16 protein-coding genes and 1 tRNA gene are annotated in these 17,541 nt (G+C 66.6%); 7 read left to right on the top strand and 10 right to left on the bottom strand.

The genetic code is table 11. The features are described 5' to 3' along the window. Positions 1-8 precede the first annotated feature (8 nt). From ACFXHA_RS41245 to ACFXHA_RS41230, 4 genes are all read left to right on the top strand, one after another. Positions 9-1,235: a cytochrome P450 gene (locus ACFXHA_RS41245; protein WP_379366159.1), complete on the top strand. Its 1,227-nt coding sequence runs from the start codon at positions 9-11 to the stop codon at positions 1,233-1,235. A gap of 111 nt (positions 1,236-1,346) precedes the next feature. Next, positions 1,347-2,048, top strand: coding sequence for a TetR/AcrR family transcriptional regulator (locus ACFXHA_RS41240; protein WP_379366158.1), 702 nt, complete (start codon positions 1,347-1,349; stop codon positions 2,046-2,048). Positions 2,049-2,250: 202 nt separating this feature from the next. After that, on the top strand, positions 2,251-2,640 hold the full coding sequence (locus tag ACFXHA_RS41235) for a hypothetical protein (RefSeq protein WP_379366157.1): 390 nt from the start codon (positions 2,251-2,253) through the stop codon (positions 2,638-2,640). A 77-nt stretch (positions 2,641-2,717) separates the two neighbouring features. Beyond that, positions 2,718-2,789 (top strand) — tRNA-Gln (locus ACFXHA_RS41230). 4 nt (positions 2,790-2,793) lie between these two features. On the opposite strand, the gene ACFXHA_RS41225 is transcribed toward ACFXHA_RS41230, so the two are convergent. The 9 genes from ACFXHA_RS41225 to ACFXHA_RS41185 form a co-directional block, all read right to left on the bottom strand. Then, positions 2,794-3,318 (bottom strand): SMI1/KNR4 family protein, encoded by a 525-nt coding sequence (locus tag ACFXHA_RS41225; RefSeq protein ID WP_379366155.1) that lies wholly within the window; start codon positions 3,316-3,318, stop codon positions 2,794-2,796. Between the two features lie 41 nt (positions 3,319-3,359). Then, on the bottom strand, positions 3,360-3,704 hold the full coding sequence (locus tag ACFXHA_RS41220) for a hypothetical protein (RefSeq protein WP_379366154.1): 345 nt from the start codon (positions 3,702-3,704) through the stop codon (positions 3,360-3,362). A gap of 417 nt (positions 3,705-4,121) precedes the next feature. Beyond that, positions 4,122-4,454 (bottom strand): divalent-cation tolerance protein CutA, encoded by a 333-nt coding sequence (cutA, locus tag ACFXHA_RS41215; RefSeq protein ID WP_379366152.1) that lies wholly within the window; start codon positions 4,452-4,454, stop codon positions 4,122-4,124. Between the two features lie 21 nt (positions 4,455-4,475). Next, a complete protein-coding gene (locus tag ACFXHA_RS41210) occupies positions 4,476-5,225 on the bottom strand; it encodes a S1C family serine protease (protein WP_379366150.1) in 750 nt (249 codons plus the stop codon). Between the two features lie 59 nt (positions 5,226-5,284). Beyond that, positions 5,285-6,157 carry a patatin-like phospholipase family protein gene (locus ACFXHA_RS41205; RefSeq protein WP_379366148.1) on the bottom strand — a complete coding sequence of 291 codons (873 nt, stop codon included), beginning with the start codon at positions 6,155-6,157 and terminating at the stop codon, positions 5,285-5,287. A 26-nt stretch (positions 6,158-6,183) separates the two neighbouring features. After that, positions 6,184-6,726: a hypothetical protein gene (locus ACFXHA_RS41200; protein WP_379366146.1), complete on the bottom strand. Its 543-nt coding sequence runs from the start codon at positions 6,724-6,726 to the stop codon at positions 6,184-6,186. A gap of 19 nt (positions 6,727-6,745) precedes the next feature. Further along, positions 6,746-8,971: an MMPL family transporter gene (locus ACFXHA_RS41195; RefSeq protein WP_379366144.1), complete on the bottom strand. Its 2,226-nt coding sequence runs from the start codon at positions 8,969-8,971 to the stop codon at positions 6,746-6,748. Positions 8,972-9,043: 72 nt separating this feature from the next. After that, positions 9,044-10,042, bottom strand: a complete 999-nt coding sequence (locus ACFXHA_RS41190; RefSeq protein ID WP_379366142.1) for a hypothetical protein — start codon at positions 10,040-10,042, stop codon at positions 9,044-9,046. Between the two features lie 55 nt (positions 10,043-10,097). Next, positions 10,098-11,474: a threonine/serine exporter ThrE family protein gene (locus ACFXHA_RS41185; protein WP_379366304.1), complete on the bottom strand. Its 1,377-nt coding sequence runs from the start codon at positions 11,472-11,474 to the stop codon at positions 10,098-10,100. A gap of 152 nt (positions 11,475-11,626) precedes the next feature. Between ACFXHA_RS41185 and ACFXHA_RS41180 the strand changes: the two genes are divergently transcribed. From ACFXHA_RS41180 to ACFXHA_RS41170, 3 genes are all read left to right on the top strand, one after another. Continuing rightward, entirely contained in the window at positions 11,627-13,534 is a 1,908-nt protein-coding gene (locus tag ACFXHA_RS41180; RefSeq protein ID WP_379366141.1) for an acyl-CoA dehydrogenase, read from the top strand. A 213-nt stretch (positions 13,535-13,747) separates the two neighbouring features. Further along, a complete protein-coding gene (locus ACFXHA_RS41175) occupies positions 13,748-15,898 on the top strand; it encodes an MMPL family transporter (protein WP_379366139.1) in 2,151 nt (716 codons plus the stop codon). 13 nt (positions 15,899-15,911) lie between these two features. Next, positions 15,912-16,562 carry a phosphatase PAP2 family protein gene (locus tag ACFXHA_RS41170; RefSeq protein WP_379366137.1) on the top strand — a complete coding sequence of 217 codons (651 nt, stop codon included), beginning with the start codon at positions 15,912-15,914 and terminating at the stop codon, positions 16,560-16,562. Here ACFXHA_RS41170 and ACFXHA_RS41165 read toward each other — a convergent pair. After that, complete coding sequence (locus ACFXHA_RS41165; protein ID WP_379366135.1) at positions 16,546-17,436, bottom strand: nuclease-related domain-containing protein; 891 nt, start codon at positions 17,434-17,436, stop codon at positions 16,546-16,548. The two genes, ACFXHA_RS41170 and ACFXHA_RS41165, sit on opposite strands and share 17 nt — an antisense overlap. Positions 17,437-17,541 lie beyond the last annotated feature (105 nt).

The raw sequence follows: 17,541 nt of genomic DNA, 5'->3' as shown, positions 1-17,541 counted from the left end.
GAGGTTCCGTGTCCGCGCCGTCCATCCCCACCGGTTTCGACTTCACCGATCCCGACCTGCTGGCCCAGCGTCTGCCCGTCGAGGAATTCGCAGCACTTCGCAAGCAGGCCAAGCCCTTCTGGGTGCCGCAGGCCAACGGCCTCACCGGCTTCGACGATGGCGGCTACTGGGCCGTCTCCAAGATGGATGACATCAAGGAGATCTCGAAGAGCCCGGAGCAGTACTCCGCCGAGGAGAACACCGCCGTCATTCGCTTCTACGGCGACATCGCCCGCGAAGAGATCGAGGTACAGCGCTACCTGCTGCTGAACATGGACCCGCCGCGGCACACCAAGCTGCGCCGGATCATCTCCAAGGGCTTCACGCCGCGCGCGATCGAGTCGCTGCGCAACGCCCTGCGCGACCGCGCCGAGCGCATCGTGCACGAGGCCAAGAAGAACGGCGGCGGCAACTTCGTCGAGCAGGTCGCGGCCGAGCTGCCGCTGCAGGCCATCGCCGAGCTGATCGGTATTCCGCAGGAAGACCGCGGCAAGATCTTCGACTGGTCCAACCAGATGATCGGCTACGACGACCCGGAGTTCAACGGTGACCACAAGGTCGCCACCGCCGAGGTCATGGGCTACTCCTGGAACCTCGCCGAGCAGCGTCGCGCCTGCCCGATGGACGACATCGCCTCCACCCTGCTGCACGCCGACATCGACGGCGACGCACTGGCTTCCGACGAATTCGCCTGGTTCGTGATCCTGCTGTCGGTCGCCGGCAACGAGACCACCCGCAACGCCACCACGCACGGCATGAAGGCGTTCGTCGACAACCCGGACCAGTGGGAACTGTTCAAGGAGCAGCGTCCGCGCACCGCGCCCGACGAGATCGTCCGCTGGGCCACCCCGGTCATCGCCTTCCAGCGCACCGCCGCGGAAGACGTCGAGCTGTCGGGCCAGCTGATCCAGAAGGGCCAGCGCGTCGGCATGTTCTACAGTGCCGCCAACTTCGACGAGAACTACTTCGAAGACCCGTACAAGTTCAACGTGCTGCGCAACCCCAACCCGCACGTCGGCTTCGGCGGCACCGGCACCCACTACTGCGTGGGCGCGAATCTGGCTCGCCTGCAGCTGGATCTGATCTTCAACGCCATCGCCGACGTGATGCCGAACCTGCACCAGGTTTCGGAGCCGGTGCGCCTGCGTTCCGGCTGGCTCAACGGCATCAAGAGCTGGCAGGTCGCGTACGAGTGAGCGATTCGGGCCCGAAGGCGGTAACTTGCCTTAACCACCTAGGGCCCCAATCATTCGACACGGATGCGGAGTGAATCGATCAGCATGAGTGAACCTCGCCGACGAGGCCGGATGCCCGCGGTCAACGACGCCGACATCCGCCGCGTCGCGCGCTCACTGCTGGTCGATCAGGGCCCCGACGCCATGACGTTGCGGGCCATCGCGCGGGAGCTGGGCATCACCGCTCCCGCGCTCTACCGCTACTACGACTCCCGCGACAACCTGGTCTCGGCGGTCCGCACGGATGTCTGCGCCGACCTCGCCAAAGACCTCGAGGCCGCCATCGCCGACCTCCCCGACGACGCGGGCCTGCGCTTCTTCGCCATCTGCCGCGGCTTCCGCCACTGGGCCCTGACCCACTCCCGCGAATTCACCCTCGTCTTCGCCTCCCCGGTCTCCGCTGGAATCACCAGCGCCATGCAGCAATTCGGCGAACCGGTAGGCCGCATCTTCCTAGGCGCCGCAGGCCGCCTCCTCACCGAGTACCAGGTAGTCACGCCCCCACTGGATCTCATCCCGCCCGAACTCCGCGACGACCTCATCAAGTTCCAAACGGAACTCCTTGCGGTACTGGCAGATTCAGGCCAGAAGTTCCCGGCGGAAAAGCTCGACCTAGGCGTCAGCTACGTCATGATCCAATTCTGGGCCCGCCTCTACGGCCACGTAACCCTGGAAGTCTTCAACAACTACCCCATCCAAATCTCCCACCCGGATGTCCTCTTCGACTCCACCCTCGCCGACATCGGCCGAGGCATCGGCCTCGTCCCCGGCTGACCACCCAGCGTCGACCATGCATCCTGGCAGACAAACATCGAGAAGCCATCCCACCCAATGCATTCTCGCCGGCTGTCGAGTGGCACATTTCTGACGTGATTTGACCGTTTCGTCCCGAAGAATGTGCCGCTCGACGAACGAGACCCGTGAGGCGTCGAGAGGCTGGGACGTGTAGTTCGCGCGTGCGGCCTATCGTGGTCGTGTGCGTGAAGACGACGAAATCGTCGGCAATGAGGTCTTGGTCGATGGGATGAACATTTCGTTGAGGTATCGGCGGGACTTTCGGGTGACGGACGCGGCTCGGCTGCTCGCGGTTGCCCGCCGTGCCTACCTCGAACTGAACCCCGGCAGCACGTCGGAAGATGCGGAAGCCGAGGTCGGCTGTGCTGCGGATGCCATCTACACGATTCTCGAATTCGACCAGCTGCTCGGCGACCAGGTCGAAACTCGCCTTGCTGCCAGGGAAAGCGACGGTCTGAGTTTGGGCGGGTGGGGAGCGCAACTTGTGTTGGACGAACCCCTACCGCTGTCGCGCGAACCCCGTGGGAACTGCTTGCGGGCCGATGTTTTCGCGCCGCCGGAGTCGGAGTAGCCGTCGGCTTCGCAGTCATCCGACCGATTAATCCGTTGCCGTGTATGCGCCGTGCGTGGAAATCTAATCAAGCACGGTGGGGCATGGTCTAACGGTAGGACACCGCTCTTTGGAAGCGGTCGGTGGAGGTTCGAATCCTCCTGCCCCAGCACACTATTGGGATGTACCTCGATCGTCGGGTTCGAGGTTGAGGAACTCGGAAAAGGTCAGTTTGCTCTGTTTCCCATGGTCTCGGAGCATCTGCATTCTCTTCACGTAGCGTCCGACGTCGGGATCAGCTGAGTCGAACCAGCTCGTCACCGATGGCCAGCACTGTTCGACGCCGTCGGTTTCGCTGATGATCCAGACGGCGGGGTCCGGCTCGGTGAGGCAGGCGCCGTCGATGACGTAATACTGGTAGGCCTGATGGTCGGCCAGCACCAGAAGTCCGGCTGAATCGGTGAAGGGGTCGGTGAAGCGCGACAGTGTCGCGAGGGCCTCTCGCTTCGAAGCGCCATCGATCGAACCGATGCCGAATGCGGTACCGGCGAACCACAGTCCCCGCCGAACACCGATCAGCCGCAACACTTGGCGAAACGCCGCAGGCACATCTCTCACGCCCTGCTCGTTGGCAAACGCATCGATCTGGTGGTCGGTGGCACCGGTCATCGACTCCGGCTTCAGCCCATCGGCGATCACGCGGTCGAAGATCTCGATAATTCTGTTGGACGATTTCAAAGCTATTGGGCGTCCGTTGAATTGGTGTGCTTGGCGCGGATCGCGTCCAGTTGAGCGGCCTTGCGGGCGGCGATGCGGTCGCGGGTGGCGGGACTGCGGTGCGGGGTGGGCGCGCGGCGTGGACGGGGCGTGGTTGTGCGGCGGCGTGCGGGTTGGTCGGTGGGGTCGCTGGTGTCCGCTGCGCGCATGGCGTTGAGGAACATGGTGACCGGGAGGATGAATACCCAGAAGAAGATCCGGTATTCGCCAGTGTGGAAGAAGGCCGCTAGGTAGATGCCGTAGCCGAGGAATGCGAGACCCACCAGACCGTAGAAGGCGCGCACCTCGATATTCAGTGCCGATGGCATGAACGCCAAGCCGACCACAATGACTCCGCTGACAAACAGCAGCACAACATACAGCCCGAACACGAATTCCCCCACAGAGAGCAAACAACGCCAGTCAATGTAGGGCACCCGCCACCGGCTGATCAAATCGTCCGCTGAGTGGCCCATTTCGAGTCGCCTCGCCGTGGCTTTCGTGGCTCAGGAGGCGATCACTCCGTTCTCGGGCCAAGTGTTGGCGCGGGCGGCTCGTCTCAGGATATGGCCGGCCGTCGTTCGAGACATTGCGTCGTCCGGTTGGGCAGTGCGGACGCGTCGAGTGGCTTTCTCGATCGTCAGCGTTCGGGACAGGGCGTCCCTGGTCTCGCCGAACTGGTACTCCACCACGGTCGGAGAATTGTGAATCTGGTTGAAGTACACCAACAGTGTCATCGGATGGGCCTAGCTCGCTGGGGCCGTGGTGGTTTCGACCCAGTCGGCGTAGCTGTCGATACACCAGTCGATCGGGGTCGCGGTGATTTCTGGGCTGTCCCATGGATGCAACTCGGCGATGCGGGCCGCCAAGCGGTCACGGCTCGCAGCCGCCGTTCGCAAGGTCACTCGCCATTCCTGGCCTTCGCCGAGCTCACCCAGGTGCCAGAACACCGAGATGGCAGGGCCCGTGATCTCGGCACCGGCGGCCAGGCGTTCGGCAACTGCGGTGCGGGCGATGGTCTGGGCGGCCTCAATGGTCGGCGTTGTCGATGTCACCGACCAGATCCTGGCTGTTTCCATGTGGCCACACTAGATCGGGAGCTACCAGGTGGCCCAGGTGCGGGCTATGCGGGTGGCGCGGTCGATGGGGATGGCGAAGGTGACGGGGTTGTCGGGGCTGATGCCGGTGATCATGGCGATTACCCGGTGGTCGGCGTCGTAGACGGCGCCGCCGGAATCACCGGGGGCGGCAACGGCATCGAGGGCGATCATGCCGGTGAGGACCGAGGATGGGGATTCGGTGTTGGTATTGGCTTGGGTGCGCTGGTTGAGCGAGTTCACGGTGCCGGTGCTCGTGGTGGGGAGCGGGCGGGCTTCGGCGTAGCCGATCTCGAGTACGGGGTCGCCGGGTTCGACGTGCCGGGACGCGTCGAGTTGGGCGGGCGGAAGATCGGCCGGGGCATCGAGTTTCAGTAGGGCGACATCGTCGGCGGGGGAGAAGCCCACGCGGGTGGCCGGGTAGGAGTGGGTGCCGGTCGAGTCGACGACCGTGATCCGAGTGGACTTGTCGACCACGTGGCTGTTGGTGAGGATCAGGCCGGTGCTGTCGAGGACGATTCCCGAGCCGACGCCATTGCCGGGCGCATGCACCGACACCACCGAGCGCGAGAGCTCGCCCGCCTTACTCTGGAGCTCGGTCAGTTGAGCTCGCAACCGGACTTCCTCGGCGGCCCGGACATGGTGTCCGGCAAGACAAACCGTCACGACGACGGCCAGCCCCACCGACAAGCTACCCAATCGGTCACTGCCACCGGGAAATCGCCGAACGAGTGCGAGCACGTTGCCGACCATGCCCCGAAGCTACCGCAGTTACTCCACAGCGACCAGCCCGAGCGTGCGCCAACGAGCCCCTACCAGCCCGCATCGATCAATTGTTTTGCCAGGTCTTCCCCTTGGCGGACGCCGCCCCGAAATGCGTGTGGCCAGCTCGCGAGCGGGTCCGGATTGGCTGCGAACGAGGTGAATACGTCGGCGGTGGCCGCGTCGGGGTGGAAATGCACGACCCTGTCGGCGCTGGTTGTCGCGAGCTCGGCCTGCAGCTGTTCGGGCGGGATCCGGAACGCCAGCGGTTCCACGACCAGCAGGATGTTCGAGGCCACGGCGAGGTCCGCGTTGGTGGCCGACCATACCCCGCCATCGATGTAGTAGCGACCTTCGACGACGACCGGCCGTTGGAGTCCAGGGAATGCACGGCTCGCGGCGATAGCCCTCGCGAGAGGCACGCCGGAGCCGTTGTCCCACACCAGCCGCTCGCCACTTTCCGCATCAACGACGACCACGCGAAGCCGGTGATCCGGCCACTCGTTGCCATCGACCAGCCACTCCAGCTCCGCGATATCCGACGGCTGCGCCGGCTCCTCGGCCATCGCCATCCGGCCCATCTTGCGCCGCCTGGCATCAGGATCCATCGTCCGGTCCGCCATTATCGCGAAGGCGGCGCCGACTGCTTCACGCTTCACTACGGCGGGCGGTTCCGAATAGCCCGGCGGCCGCGGATCATCGGCGAACGAGTCCAGATCCCTCCCCACCACCAGCGCGGCCCCGATGATCGCACCCGCAGACGTGCCGACAATCGATTCCGCCGCACCCAAATCGATTCCCCGGCGGCGCAATTCAGCGGCCAACCCCGCCATCCACGCCGTCCCGACAACGCCGCCCCCGGCCAGAACTACCGAACGCCTTACGGTTTCGCCGGACACTCGATCCCCACCACGACTCTCCATGCCGCAATCCTAGCGAAACGTATCGTTCAGCTCGGTGCGGCCGACGCGAATGTGTCGATCATCGGAGGGGTGAGGCCCTCGCACAGCCAGCGGCCGTTGACCTTTCGCAGGTCCAGAACGTACTGCAGTTCGCCGTGGCGGGGTTCGTGGGCGGTGTCGCTTGCCAGGGTGTGGGGGACGTTCGTGGAGACGTGGGCGGTGTCGGCCGTGTGCGAGTCGACCGTGCACCACGCACCCCATACCTGGGAGGAGGCGCGGGTTGTCAGCATTGTGTCGCGCAGGCTCTGTTTCTGTTTGTCCCATGCCGCGAGCCAGGATCCGGTGGCGCCCTGGCTTATCGCGGCGGAGTAGGAGTCGAAGCGGTCGGCGGACCAAATGCCGTAGCGGAGCAGGGTTGTCGCGTAACCGCATGCGGCATTTTCGGCTGCCTCGACATTCGAGCGGTTGATCCGGCGGGCTTCCAGCCGGGACAAGGTGGGCACGGCGACCGTGATGAGAACAACCACGGCCGCCAGCAGGGCGCTGACGGCCGCCCAGTGCCACCTCGACCAGCCTCTGAAACTTGTCACCATTTCCCCCGGTGCCGAATCAGCTTCGGGCGTCGGCTAATTCGGGGGAGCGGAGGTTTTCGGGCTCTTCGACCAATGTCGGTTCACTCAGGCCGATTCGGCGTTGGATGCGTTTCATCCAGCGGGGCGCCCACCAGACGTAGTCGCCGAGGAGTTTCATCGTGGCGGGGACCAGCAGCATGCGCAGGACGGTGGCGTCGATGAGGAGGGCGGCGATCATGCCGTAGGCGATGTACTGCATCAGCACGAGGTCGGAGAAGGCGAAGGCGCCGGTGACGACGAGGAGGATCAGGGCGGCGGCGGTGATGATGCGGCCGGTGTGAGCGGTGCCGGAGCGGATGGCCTCCTCGGTGGTCGCGCCGGCGGCGCGGGCTTCGACCATGCGCGACAACAGGAATACCTCGTAGTCGGTGGAGAGGCCGTAGACGATCGCGATGATCAGGAACAGGATGTTGGCCTGGATCGGCTGCGGGGTGAAATCGAGCAGGCCCGAACCATGGCCCTCGGTGAAGATCCAGGTGAGGATGCCGAGCGTGGAGCCGAGGCCGAGCACGCTCATGAACGCGGCCTTCAACGGCAGCACCAGCGACCCGAAGGTGAGGAACATCAGCAAGGTGGTGAACGCCAGCACCAGCAGGATCATCAGCGGTAGTCGATCCAGCAGCGCGGAGATGGCGTCGTGCTGCACCGTCGGCACACCGCCGACCATCATGGTCACCCCGTCGGGCACCGGCAGTTTCCGCAGCCAGTCGATCGTCTTGTCGTACTTGGTGGAATCGACCAGATACGCCGCCGTGCGGAACACATCCGGCTGCAGCTGCGACCGGGTCGGGATCTCGAACCCGGCGGGCAGAATGCCGGGCGCCTGACTCGCCTGCGCGATGAGCGGCCCGACCTGCGTGCTGTCCTTCGAGACGATGATCAACTCGATCGGATCCGACTTGCGATACGGGAAGTTGGCGTCGATCTGCTGCTGCGCCACCCGAATAGCGTTGTCCGGCGGCAGATACTTCTCGCTGAACCCACCGAACGCGATATTGCGCACCGGCACGATCAACACCAGCAGCCCGAGAATCAGCACCGCCGTGATCGCCCGCGGATGCCGCATCACCCAGGAGGTCGACCGGCCCCAGAAACTGTTCTCCACATCCCGGGCCGCATCGGCGCGGCGGAATCGCTTGATACCCAGCGCATCCACCCGCCGCCCCAGGATCGCCAGCATCGCGGGCAGGATGGTGACGGCCGTCAGCGCCGCCAGCGTGACGGTCGCGATCGCGCCGTACGCGATCGACTTCAGAAACCCCTGCGGGAACAACAGCATCCCACCGAGACTCGCCACGATCATGGTCGCCGAGAACAACACCGTGCGCCCCGCGGTCGTCACCGTCCGGCGCACCGCCGTGGACGTGTCGTACCCGGCCGCCACCTCCTCCCGGAACCGGCTCACGATGAACAAGGCGTAGTCGATGGCCAACCCCAGCCCGATCATCGAAACCACCGGCGCCACGAACGAATTCACCTCGGTGAAGTTGGTGATCCACCGCACGATCCCGTTCGCGCCCAACACCGTCAGCACACCCATGAGCAGCGGCAGCGACGCGGCGACCACGCCACCGAAAATGAAGAACAGCAGGATCGCGACCGCCGGAATGGCCAGCAACTCCATGCGATGGGTATCGGCGGCAATGGTGTCGGTCAACGCCACCGACACCGGCTGCAACCCGCCGACCTGCACCTGCACGCCGGGCACCGCGAACGCGTCCTTCACCGCCGTATAGTCCTGCGCCCCATAGTCCTTCAACGCGATCAGCGCCAGCGCATGCGTGCGGTCCTCGGTGGCCAGCTTCGCCGAATTGCCCTTGGTGGTGTGCACGGCGGGCCAGTACGCCGCGTTCACGCCGGTGATCTCGTTCGGGAACCGTTGGGTGAGACCGTTCAGATTCTCGGCCACCGCCGCGACCAGGTCGGGATCGTCGACCGTCGACCCCTCGGGTGCGGTGTACAGCACCGCCACGTCCGCGGAATGATCCGCACCGAACGCCGCGGCCGCCAGATTCGCCGCCTGTGAGGACTCCGAACCCGGATCGTCCAGACCGCCCGCACTGAGCCGGCCTTCGAATCCCCAGGCGTAGCCACCCAGCGCCAGCAGCGCGGCCGCCACCAGACCGAGGACCAGAAAGCGGTGGTGGGCTACGAGTTTTCCCCATAGCGCGAAGACATCGCGGTCACGCGGGCGGCTGGTCATAATGCACGGTATCAGTCTCACTGGGAATGAACGAAAAGCGTTGCATTGCAATGCAATTCGGCTATTTATCGATCAGTGGCAATTGTCGCCGGTCGGGATCGGATGGGTGGGGTCGAAGTAGTAGTCGGCATTGTGTTCCGGCGGCGCGGCACCCGGACTCTGACTCTTCGCGAACGAAGGCGCGAGGAATCCTTTGTTGCCCCACGTGCAATCGCCCGAATAGGTGTGGCCCTTGGCATTACGCAACCAGATCCCCTGCGTGCCCTCGACCCACGGCCGCCCGGCGGCGTTGGTGGCATTGGCGAACGTGTAGTCCACCTCCCAGCGCTGCACCACGATCATGTCCATGGCCTGGTGTATCCGCTGCGGATCACCGGGATCGAAGGCGTACGCGACGACATAGTTGGTGTGGATCGCCAGCTCGCCCTCTTCGTTGAGCTGAGCCTGCATGCTGCCGTAGACCTTCGGCTGCGCGGGCAGCAGCACCTGCCCGGGCGCGATCGCGGTCACGTAGAAGCCGGTGGTCGCCTGTGGTTTGTCGCGGAGTTCCCCTTCCGCGAATTCCCGCATCTTGGGTGCCAGTTGTCCCAGCACCTGTCCGGTGTCGTTCGAGGTGATCGCCGCACGATTCACCCGCTGTGCGATCAGCAACTGCCGCGTGCGCTCATAGGCCGACGCGACCGTGGCCGCGTCATAACCGCCGACGGGCGCGGCCACGGGAGCCACGTAGCCGTCCGCGCCATCCGCCCACCCCGCCGCCGGGGTGTTCAGAAACGGCATATTGAGATTCACCCGCGCGGTCTCGGGTGCACGCTTCGTCGAGGTCGTCGTCGGTGTCCCCGAACTCTGCACCCCCACCGCACCACCGATGTTCGGGTGATTGAACGCGATCCAGCCGCCGAGCACGACCACCAGGACCGCGCCGACCGGTAACCACTTGCGCGCCTGCCGGTTCCGCCCCGACCAGCGCTGTCGCCGCGAATGCTGCTTTTCGATGCGGGCGATCCGGCCCGCCCATTCCGACCCCATCAGATCCGGATGGTTCGAGAGGTCCTCGTTCTCGCTGTACATCTGCCCCCAACTTCGGTCGAGCGGACCGAACGGTAGCCGACGAACGCGGCGATGATCAACTGGAGACGAACCGCGGCCGCGCGATACCGCCGATCCGCTTCATGATCCGAGGTCGCCGCAGGTCGCGGGCGATCCACTCGCCGAGCGTGACACCGGCCGCCAGTGCCAGACCCACACCGAACGCGCCGGAAAGCTGATTGAACCCGATCAGCATCTCGTCATTGAGCAACGCGTACAGCCCGCGATACACACGCAGACCCGGCAGCAGGGGAGTGATGCCCGCGACCGCCACCACCAGCGGCGGGGTCAGCGCTCGGCGCGCGAGCAGACCACCGGCCAGGCCCACCACCGTCGCCGCGCCACCCGACGCCACGATCGGCCCGAACCCGAAGTGCTGGATCAGCAGATACACGATCGTCGCCGCCGCACCGCTGAACGCCGCCGCGGCCAGCGCGCGGCGCTCCGCATAACAGGCCAGCGCGAACGCCGTCGAGATGACGGCACCGGCCAGCAGCTTCAATGGCAGATTGGTCAGATCGCGGGTGTTGTTCATATCGACGGTCGGGACCGTGGCCTCGAACACCTCCGCCACCCGCAGCGTGAGCGCGATGCCCGCGATGATGCCGCCGGTCATCATGATCACCTCGAGCATGCGGGCCGACGCGGTGATCGGCGCGCCCGTGATCGCGTCCTCGACCGCGCCGACCAGTTGTAAACCGGCCAGCAGCACCGCGATTCCGGCGGCGATGATCAGCGCGGGATCCAGATGCAGGCCCTCGGCATAGGTCGAGACCAGCACCGCGGGCGTGGCCGCGATGACACCACCGACCATGTGCTGGAAGAAGAACGGCAACCCGCGCCGATTCAACAGCCGGTTGGTGCGATCGATGAGCGTGGTGGTGGCGAAACTCAGCAGCGCGATCAGCCAGCCGCCATTGAGCAGCAGCGCCACCCCCGCGGCCATCAGCGCCCACCCGACGGTGGCCGACCAGCGCGGGTACGGGTGTGGCGCGGAGGTGATCTCGTCCAGCGCCGCGAGCGCCTCGCCCGGCGGCACCAGTTCGGTGCGAATGCGACGGGTCAGCCGATCGACCGCGGCCAGCCGGGTGAAATCGAGGGAGCGATAGTGGACCACCCGCATGGTGCTGGCGGGCGGTAGTCGCGGGCCACGATCGGCGGAGATACGAATCGAGTTGTAGGTGACGTCGATATCGCATTTCGACAATCCGTAGGTGGCGGCGATGAATTCGACCTGGGTGGTGGTGTCCATGACCGCGGTCCCCGACGCGAGCACCACCTCGCCGACGCGCTCGGCCAGATCCAGCACCTCGGTGACCGCCGCGTCATCGGTGAGGTCGATGGGCCGCACCGGCGCGGGCATATCCACCACGGTGTCCGCGGTGGCGCGATGATCGGCGGTCACCCGGTCCATCAGGCCGGTCAGCAGCCGCTGCCAGCGGGCCCGTAGCCCGCCGGGCGCTCCCGCTTGCTCGTCGGTAGCCAACTGGTCGGTCACACGGCAAACGTACACGGGTGGGCTGGATCACCAGGGTGAGTGGTGGGAGGGCAGTAGTGTTTTGGAGTATGGCGACGAGCGGCGTTTCGATTGCGGAAGAGCTACGCGCGGCACTCGACGGTCCCTGGCGGGAGGTGCGCGAAGAGGCCCGCGGCAGTCTGGACGACGACCGCCTCTTCGGTGATCCGGCCCTCGACATCAAGGCCGCGCGGGCCCGGGTCCTGGAACAAATGCACCTGGTCGAGTCCTACGGCTGGGTGGCGCGCGGCTTCCGGCACGTGAACGGCAAGCCCAGCGACCCGGGCGGCGCGGTCGTCGCGCTGGAGATGCTCGCCTACACCGATCTGTCACTGTGGGTGAAAAGCGGTGTGCAGTGGGGACTTTTCGGTGGCGCGGTCGAGAACCTCGGCACCGACAGGCACCGCGCCTACATCGACGACCTGGTTTCCCTGCGCCTGCTCGGCTGCTTCGCCATGACCGAGACCGGCCACGGCAGCGATGTCGCCAACCTCGAGACCACCGCCACCTACGACCCGGCCACGCAAGAGTTCGTGGTGCACAGCCCGACCCCGTCCTCGCGCAAGGACTACATCGGCGGCGCGGCCGAACATGCCCGCATGGCAGCGGTTTTCGCGCAGCTGATCACCGGCGGGGAGAGCCAGGGCGTGCACTGCTTCCTGGTTCCCATCCGCGACGAGGCGGGCAGCGACCTGCCCGGCGTCACCACCTCCGACTGCGGGATCAAGGGCGGCCTGCCCGGCGTCGACAATGGCCGAATCCTGTTCGACCAGGTGCGAATTCCGCGCGAGAACCTGCTCAACCGCTACGCCGACGTCGCGCCCGACGGCACCTACAGCTCGGAGATCAGCAACCCGAGCCGGCGCTTCTTCACCACCCTCGGCACCCTGGTGCGCGGGCGGGTCAGCGTCGGTGGCGCGGCCGCCGCCGCGGCGCGGGTCGCCTTGAGCATTGCCGTGCGGTACGCCGAGCAGCGCCGCCAGTTCTCCGACCCGGATACCGGCGAGGAGACCCTGCTGCTGGACTACCGCAGCCATCAGCGCCGACTACTGCCGCTCGTAGCCCGTTCCTACGCACTGGCTTTCGCGCAGAACGAGCTGGTGCGGCGCATGCATCTGGTGCAGACCGGTCAGGACCTCGACCCGCGCGCCCAGCGTGCGCTGGAAAATCGCGCGGCCGGTCTGAAAGTGGCGCAGACCCGGCACGCCACGGGGGCCATCCAGGAGTGCCGCGAGGCCTGCGGCGGCGCGGGCTACCTGACCGAGAACCGCCTGGTCACGCTGAAAGCCGACACCGATGTCTTCACCACGTTCGAGGGCGACAACGTGGTCCTCACCCAGCTGGTAGCCAAGGACTTGCTCACCGCCTACGCGGAAGAAGTGCGCGATCTCGACGCCCTGGGCTGGGTGCGTTTCGCCGCCACCACCGCCCGCGATGTGGTGCGCGAGCGCTCCGGGGTGCGCCAGATGATCCAGCGCCTGCGCGACCGCGGCGACGACAGCGTGGACGAGGGCGACCTGTCCCGGCGCGCGGTACAACTGCAGCTCTTCGCCGACCGCGAGGACTATATGGTGCGCACCGCCGCCCACCGGTTGCGCGCCCGCGCCAAGGAAACCGGTCCGTTCGAAGCCTTCAACAATGCCCAGGACCACATCCTCGCCGCCGGCACCGCCCACATCGAGCGAATGGTGCTGGAGGCCTTCATCGACGGCATCGCCGACATCCAGGACCCCGACGCGCGAGCGCTCGCCGACACCGTCTGCGACCTGTACGTCTACTGGACCCTGGAACAGAACCAGGCCTGGTACATCATGCATCGGTTCATGTCCGTCGAACGCGCCAAGGCGGTGCGCCGCGGCGTCAACGAACTGGTCGACCGGCTACGCCCCGAGGCGCTCACCCTGATCGAGGGACTCGGCGTCCCCGAGGGCGTGCTGCGCGCCGCCATGCTGGACTGACCCGCCGCGCCCTCCACACTGAATCCGATAGCCGCACTGAACCGGATGGCCTGCGTGCCTCGTTGAGAGGTTGCACACACTCACCTCTACTACACACAGTCGGACCCCAAGATGTGATCGAGATCCGCCCGGGAGGGGCGGTGAATCGCAGTGCCCGCAAGGGGGAGTCATGGATCTGGCGCAGCATCGGCCGCACGACGGCGAGGCCACCCGATGATCGACAAACTGGTGGCACCGGCGCTGCGCACCCCCAAGCTGCTATTGGTCATCGTCGGCATCGTCTTTCTGCTGTGTGGGGCGGCCGGTTCCCAGGCGGCGGCGCGTCTGACCAACGGCGGCTTCGTCGCTACCGACTCCGAATCCGCCCGCGTCGCCGACATCCTCGACCGCGACTACGGCATTTCGGGCATGCAGCTCGTGCTCACCGTCGAATCACCCGGCGGCGCACAGGATGCCGCGGCGACTGCCCGGGGCAAGGACATCGCCGGGCAGCTGAAGACCGACCCGCGGCTGTCCAAGACCGTCTCGCTGTGGACCGACCCCCAGCTCGCCAGCGCCTTGCGCAGCCGCGACGGCAAGATCGGGCTGATCGTGGCGAGCGTGCGCGGGGACGAGAACTCCGCGCCCGGTATCGCTCAGGAGCTTGCGAGCGAATTCACCGGCAGCCGTGACGGTGTCAGCGTGCACGCGGGCGGACAGGCCATGGTCTGGAACGAGACCGGGCGGCAGACGCAACGCGATCTCACCATCGCGGAGGCCATCGCCCTGCCGCTGACCTTCCTACTGCTGGTGTGGTTCCTGCGCAGCCTGGTGGCCGCGCTCATCCCGTTCGTGACCGGTGTCGTCGCCATCGCGGGGGCCAGCGCGATGCTGTATCTGCTCAGCTTCGTCGTCGACCTGTCGATCTTCGCGCTCAATATCACCACTGCCATCGGCCTGGCCCTGGCCATCGACTACTCGCTGCTCATCATCGGGCGCTATCGGGAGGAGATCGCCGCGGGCCGCGAACGCACCGAGGCGCTCACCGTCGCCATGCACCGCGGCGGCCGCGCGGTCGCCTTCTCCGGTCTCACCGTCGGCATCGCGCTGATCGGAATGCTGTTCTTCCCCATGGCATTCCTGCGCTCACTGGCCTCGGCCGGACTCGCCGTGGTGGCGCTGTCGATCCTGCTGGCCCTGACCATGGTGCCCGCCCTGCTCATGCTGCTGGGCGACCGCATCAACCGCAAACCGCTGCGCGAGGCCGCGCCCGTCGAGCAGAGCGTGCTCTACCGGGTGGCGCGCGCGGTACAGCGGCGGCCCGCGCTGTGGGCCTTGCCGGTGCTGGCGCTGCTGCTGGTACTGGGCTCGCCCATCCTCCAGCTGAAGCTGGGGCTGCCCGACGATCGGGTGCTGCCCGCCGGATTGGAGTCACGGCAGGTCGGCGATCTGCTGCGAGATCGCTTCGACGACAAGGCCACCGGGACCGTGCACCTCATCGTGCGCGCCCAGGGCAGCGTCGCGAGCGACTACGCCGCCGCGCTGTCGCAGGTATCCGGTGTGGACGCCGTCGTCGGCCCGACCGGCAGCTTCGTCGACGGGCGCCTGGCCGGTCCGGGCGACCCCACGGCGGCCGGACCCGACAGCACCCACCTGGCCGTCGCCACCCGCCTCGACCCGTATTCGGCGGCGGCACAACGGCAATTGGACGCTCTGCGGGCCGTCGACGCCCAGGCACCGGTGCTGTTCGGCGGCCAAGCCCAGCAGACCGCCGACGCCCAGCTCGGCATCGCACAGGGCTTCCCGAAAACCGTGGCGTGGATCGCGATCACCACCTTCGTGCTGCTGCTGTTGCTCACCGGCAGCGTGGTACTGCCGCTGAAAGCCCTGGTGCTCAACGTGCTTTCGCTCTCGGCCACCTTCGGCGCGCTGGTGTGGATATTCCAGGACGGCCACCTCGGCGGGTTCGGCACCACCGCCACCGGATACACCATCGGCACGCTGCCGGTCCTGCTGTTCTGCGTGTCCTTCGGACTCTCGATGGACTACGAGGTATTCCTGCTGGCCCGTTTCACCGAGGAATGGGAACGCTCGGGACGCACCCGTGCCGACAACGACACCGCGGTCGCACTCGGCATCGCCCGCTCCGGCCGTATCGTCACCGCCGCCGCCCTGCTCATGGCGGTCGTGTTCGCGGGCATCGCCGCCAGCGGTGTCACCATGAACCGGATGCTCGGCGTCGGCCTGGCCGTGGCCGTCCTGATGGACGCCACCCTGGTTCGAATGATCCTGGTACCCGCCTTCATGCGACTGATGGGCACCGCCAACTGGTGGGCCCCGGCGCGGTCGCGCCCCCTGCTCGAAAAGGTCGGCCTGCGCGAGTAGATATCGTGCAGGCGTGACCAGAGCGACCGACCTCGCCCCGGCCCGCCCGGATCCCTGGATCCGCCGGGCCGCCCTGCCCGTGCTCATCCTGGCCGGGGTGATCGTGACCGTGCTTGTGCCGCTGTCGTTTCCGGGCGACGGCGGTTCCACGAGCGTGGACCTGACCCTGGAACGCCACATCCATTCCGCGCTGGACGCGCATACCTGGGTGTATCGGGTGCTGGTGTTCCCCAGCAACAGCTATGTCGTGCTGCCGCTGCTGGTCGTGTTCGCCGCCTGGTTCGCCTACCGGCGGCAGTGGTGGGCGGCGGGTTTCGCGCTGCTCGCCCCGGAGGTGGTCGTAGCGGTGAATACCTATGCGCTCAAACCGTTCTGGGATCGCAAGCTGGATCACTATCTGGCCTACCCGAGCGGGCACACGGTCCAATTGGTCGCCGTCGTCACCGCTTTCGCCTTGGTGAGCGAGTCCGCTCGCGTGCGCACGGTGTCGGTGATCGTGATGGCGGTGGTACTTCCGGCCGTCATGATCGGCATGGTCGGCTTCGGATACCACCATCCGACCGATGTGCTGGGCGGGACCGCGGCCGCGATCGCACTCGTTTGCGCCCTGTATCTGCCGTTCCGCTACTTCACGGCAATGCGCCCGCTCAGTACGACAAGATGACCGCGGCCATGAACCAGACGCCCCACAGCGCCGCCACCAGGAAGCCCAGACCCAGCATCACCCGCATGAATCCGCGCCGCAGTTCGAGGCGGTCACTGCGCCGCGGATACAACTTCCACGGCGCGAACCAGGGTGCCGGAATCGACAGGCCGCGCCCGGCCGACCCGTGCTCGGCCTCGAGCCGGGCCTGCTCCTCGGCGAACGCCTCCGCCTGAGCCTGCTGCGGGCCGCCGTGCCACAGCGTGACATCCACCGGCCCCAGGAAACCCTCGTTGATCAGGTCCTGCGGTCCCGGCAGGTAGGGCAGGATGCCCAGCCCGCGAAACGCCCACGCCACATCATTGGCCGACCACTGCGGCCGCCCGCGCGAGAGCATCGCGGTGAAGTGATCGCGCAGCCCGCGCTCGTCGCCCAGCAGCACCTGGAAGCTCGGATCGCTCCACAGCTGCGTCACCTTCAGGTCCGAGCCGGGCGGCGGCACCACCAGCACGATGCCGTGGATGACCCGCTGCCCCAGACCGCGCTCGGCCAGCCAGCCCTGCAACGCGAAGGTGTGATCGCGGGACTTGTCGAGCGGATTGCGCTTGTCGCCGCCGTCGAAGGTGATGATGCGGTCACCGACGCGCCAGGGCCCGTTGACGGGGATCTCCAGCTCGCCGTTCATCTTCTCCGAGAGCGCCTCGGCCTCGATCACCACGCAGCTGGTCGGCGTCCACACCACGGCGTCGAACGGATACAGCCGATCACCGTGGAAGAGACTGCAATTCACCGTCGCGACGCCCTTGGGGTCGGTCGCGCCCTTCCAGGTGCGCAGCCAATCGATGAGCACCTTCTCGGCGTGCGTGCCGGCGGCGTTCTGCACTCGGACGAGCATCGGCTCTCACCTTCCTCGTCGAATCGTTACCGGGAATGGTACGGGCACAAGGCCCAAACTACCGCCGGGCACGCCGCCGCGCGCAATGGCACGGCGGGTCCCGGA

Origin of the sequence: Nocardia sp. NPDC059240 (assembly GCF_042753865.1) — a bacterium.
GTDB lineage: Bacteria > Actinomycetota > Actinomycetes > Mycobacteriales > Mycobacteriaceae > Nocardia.
This window is presented reverse-complemented; position numbering and strand designations above follow the sequence as displayed.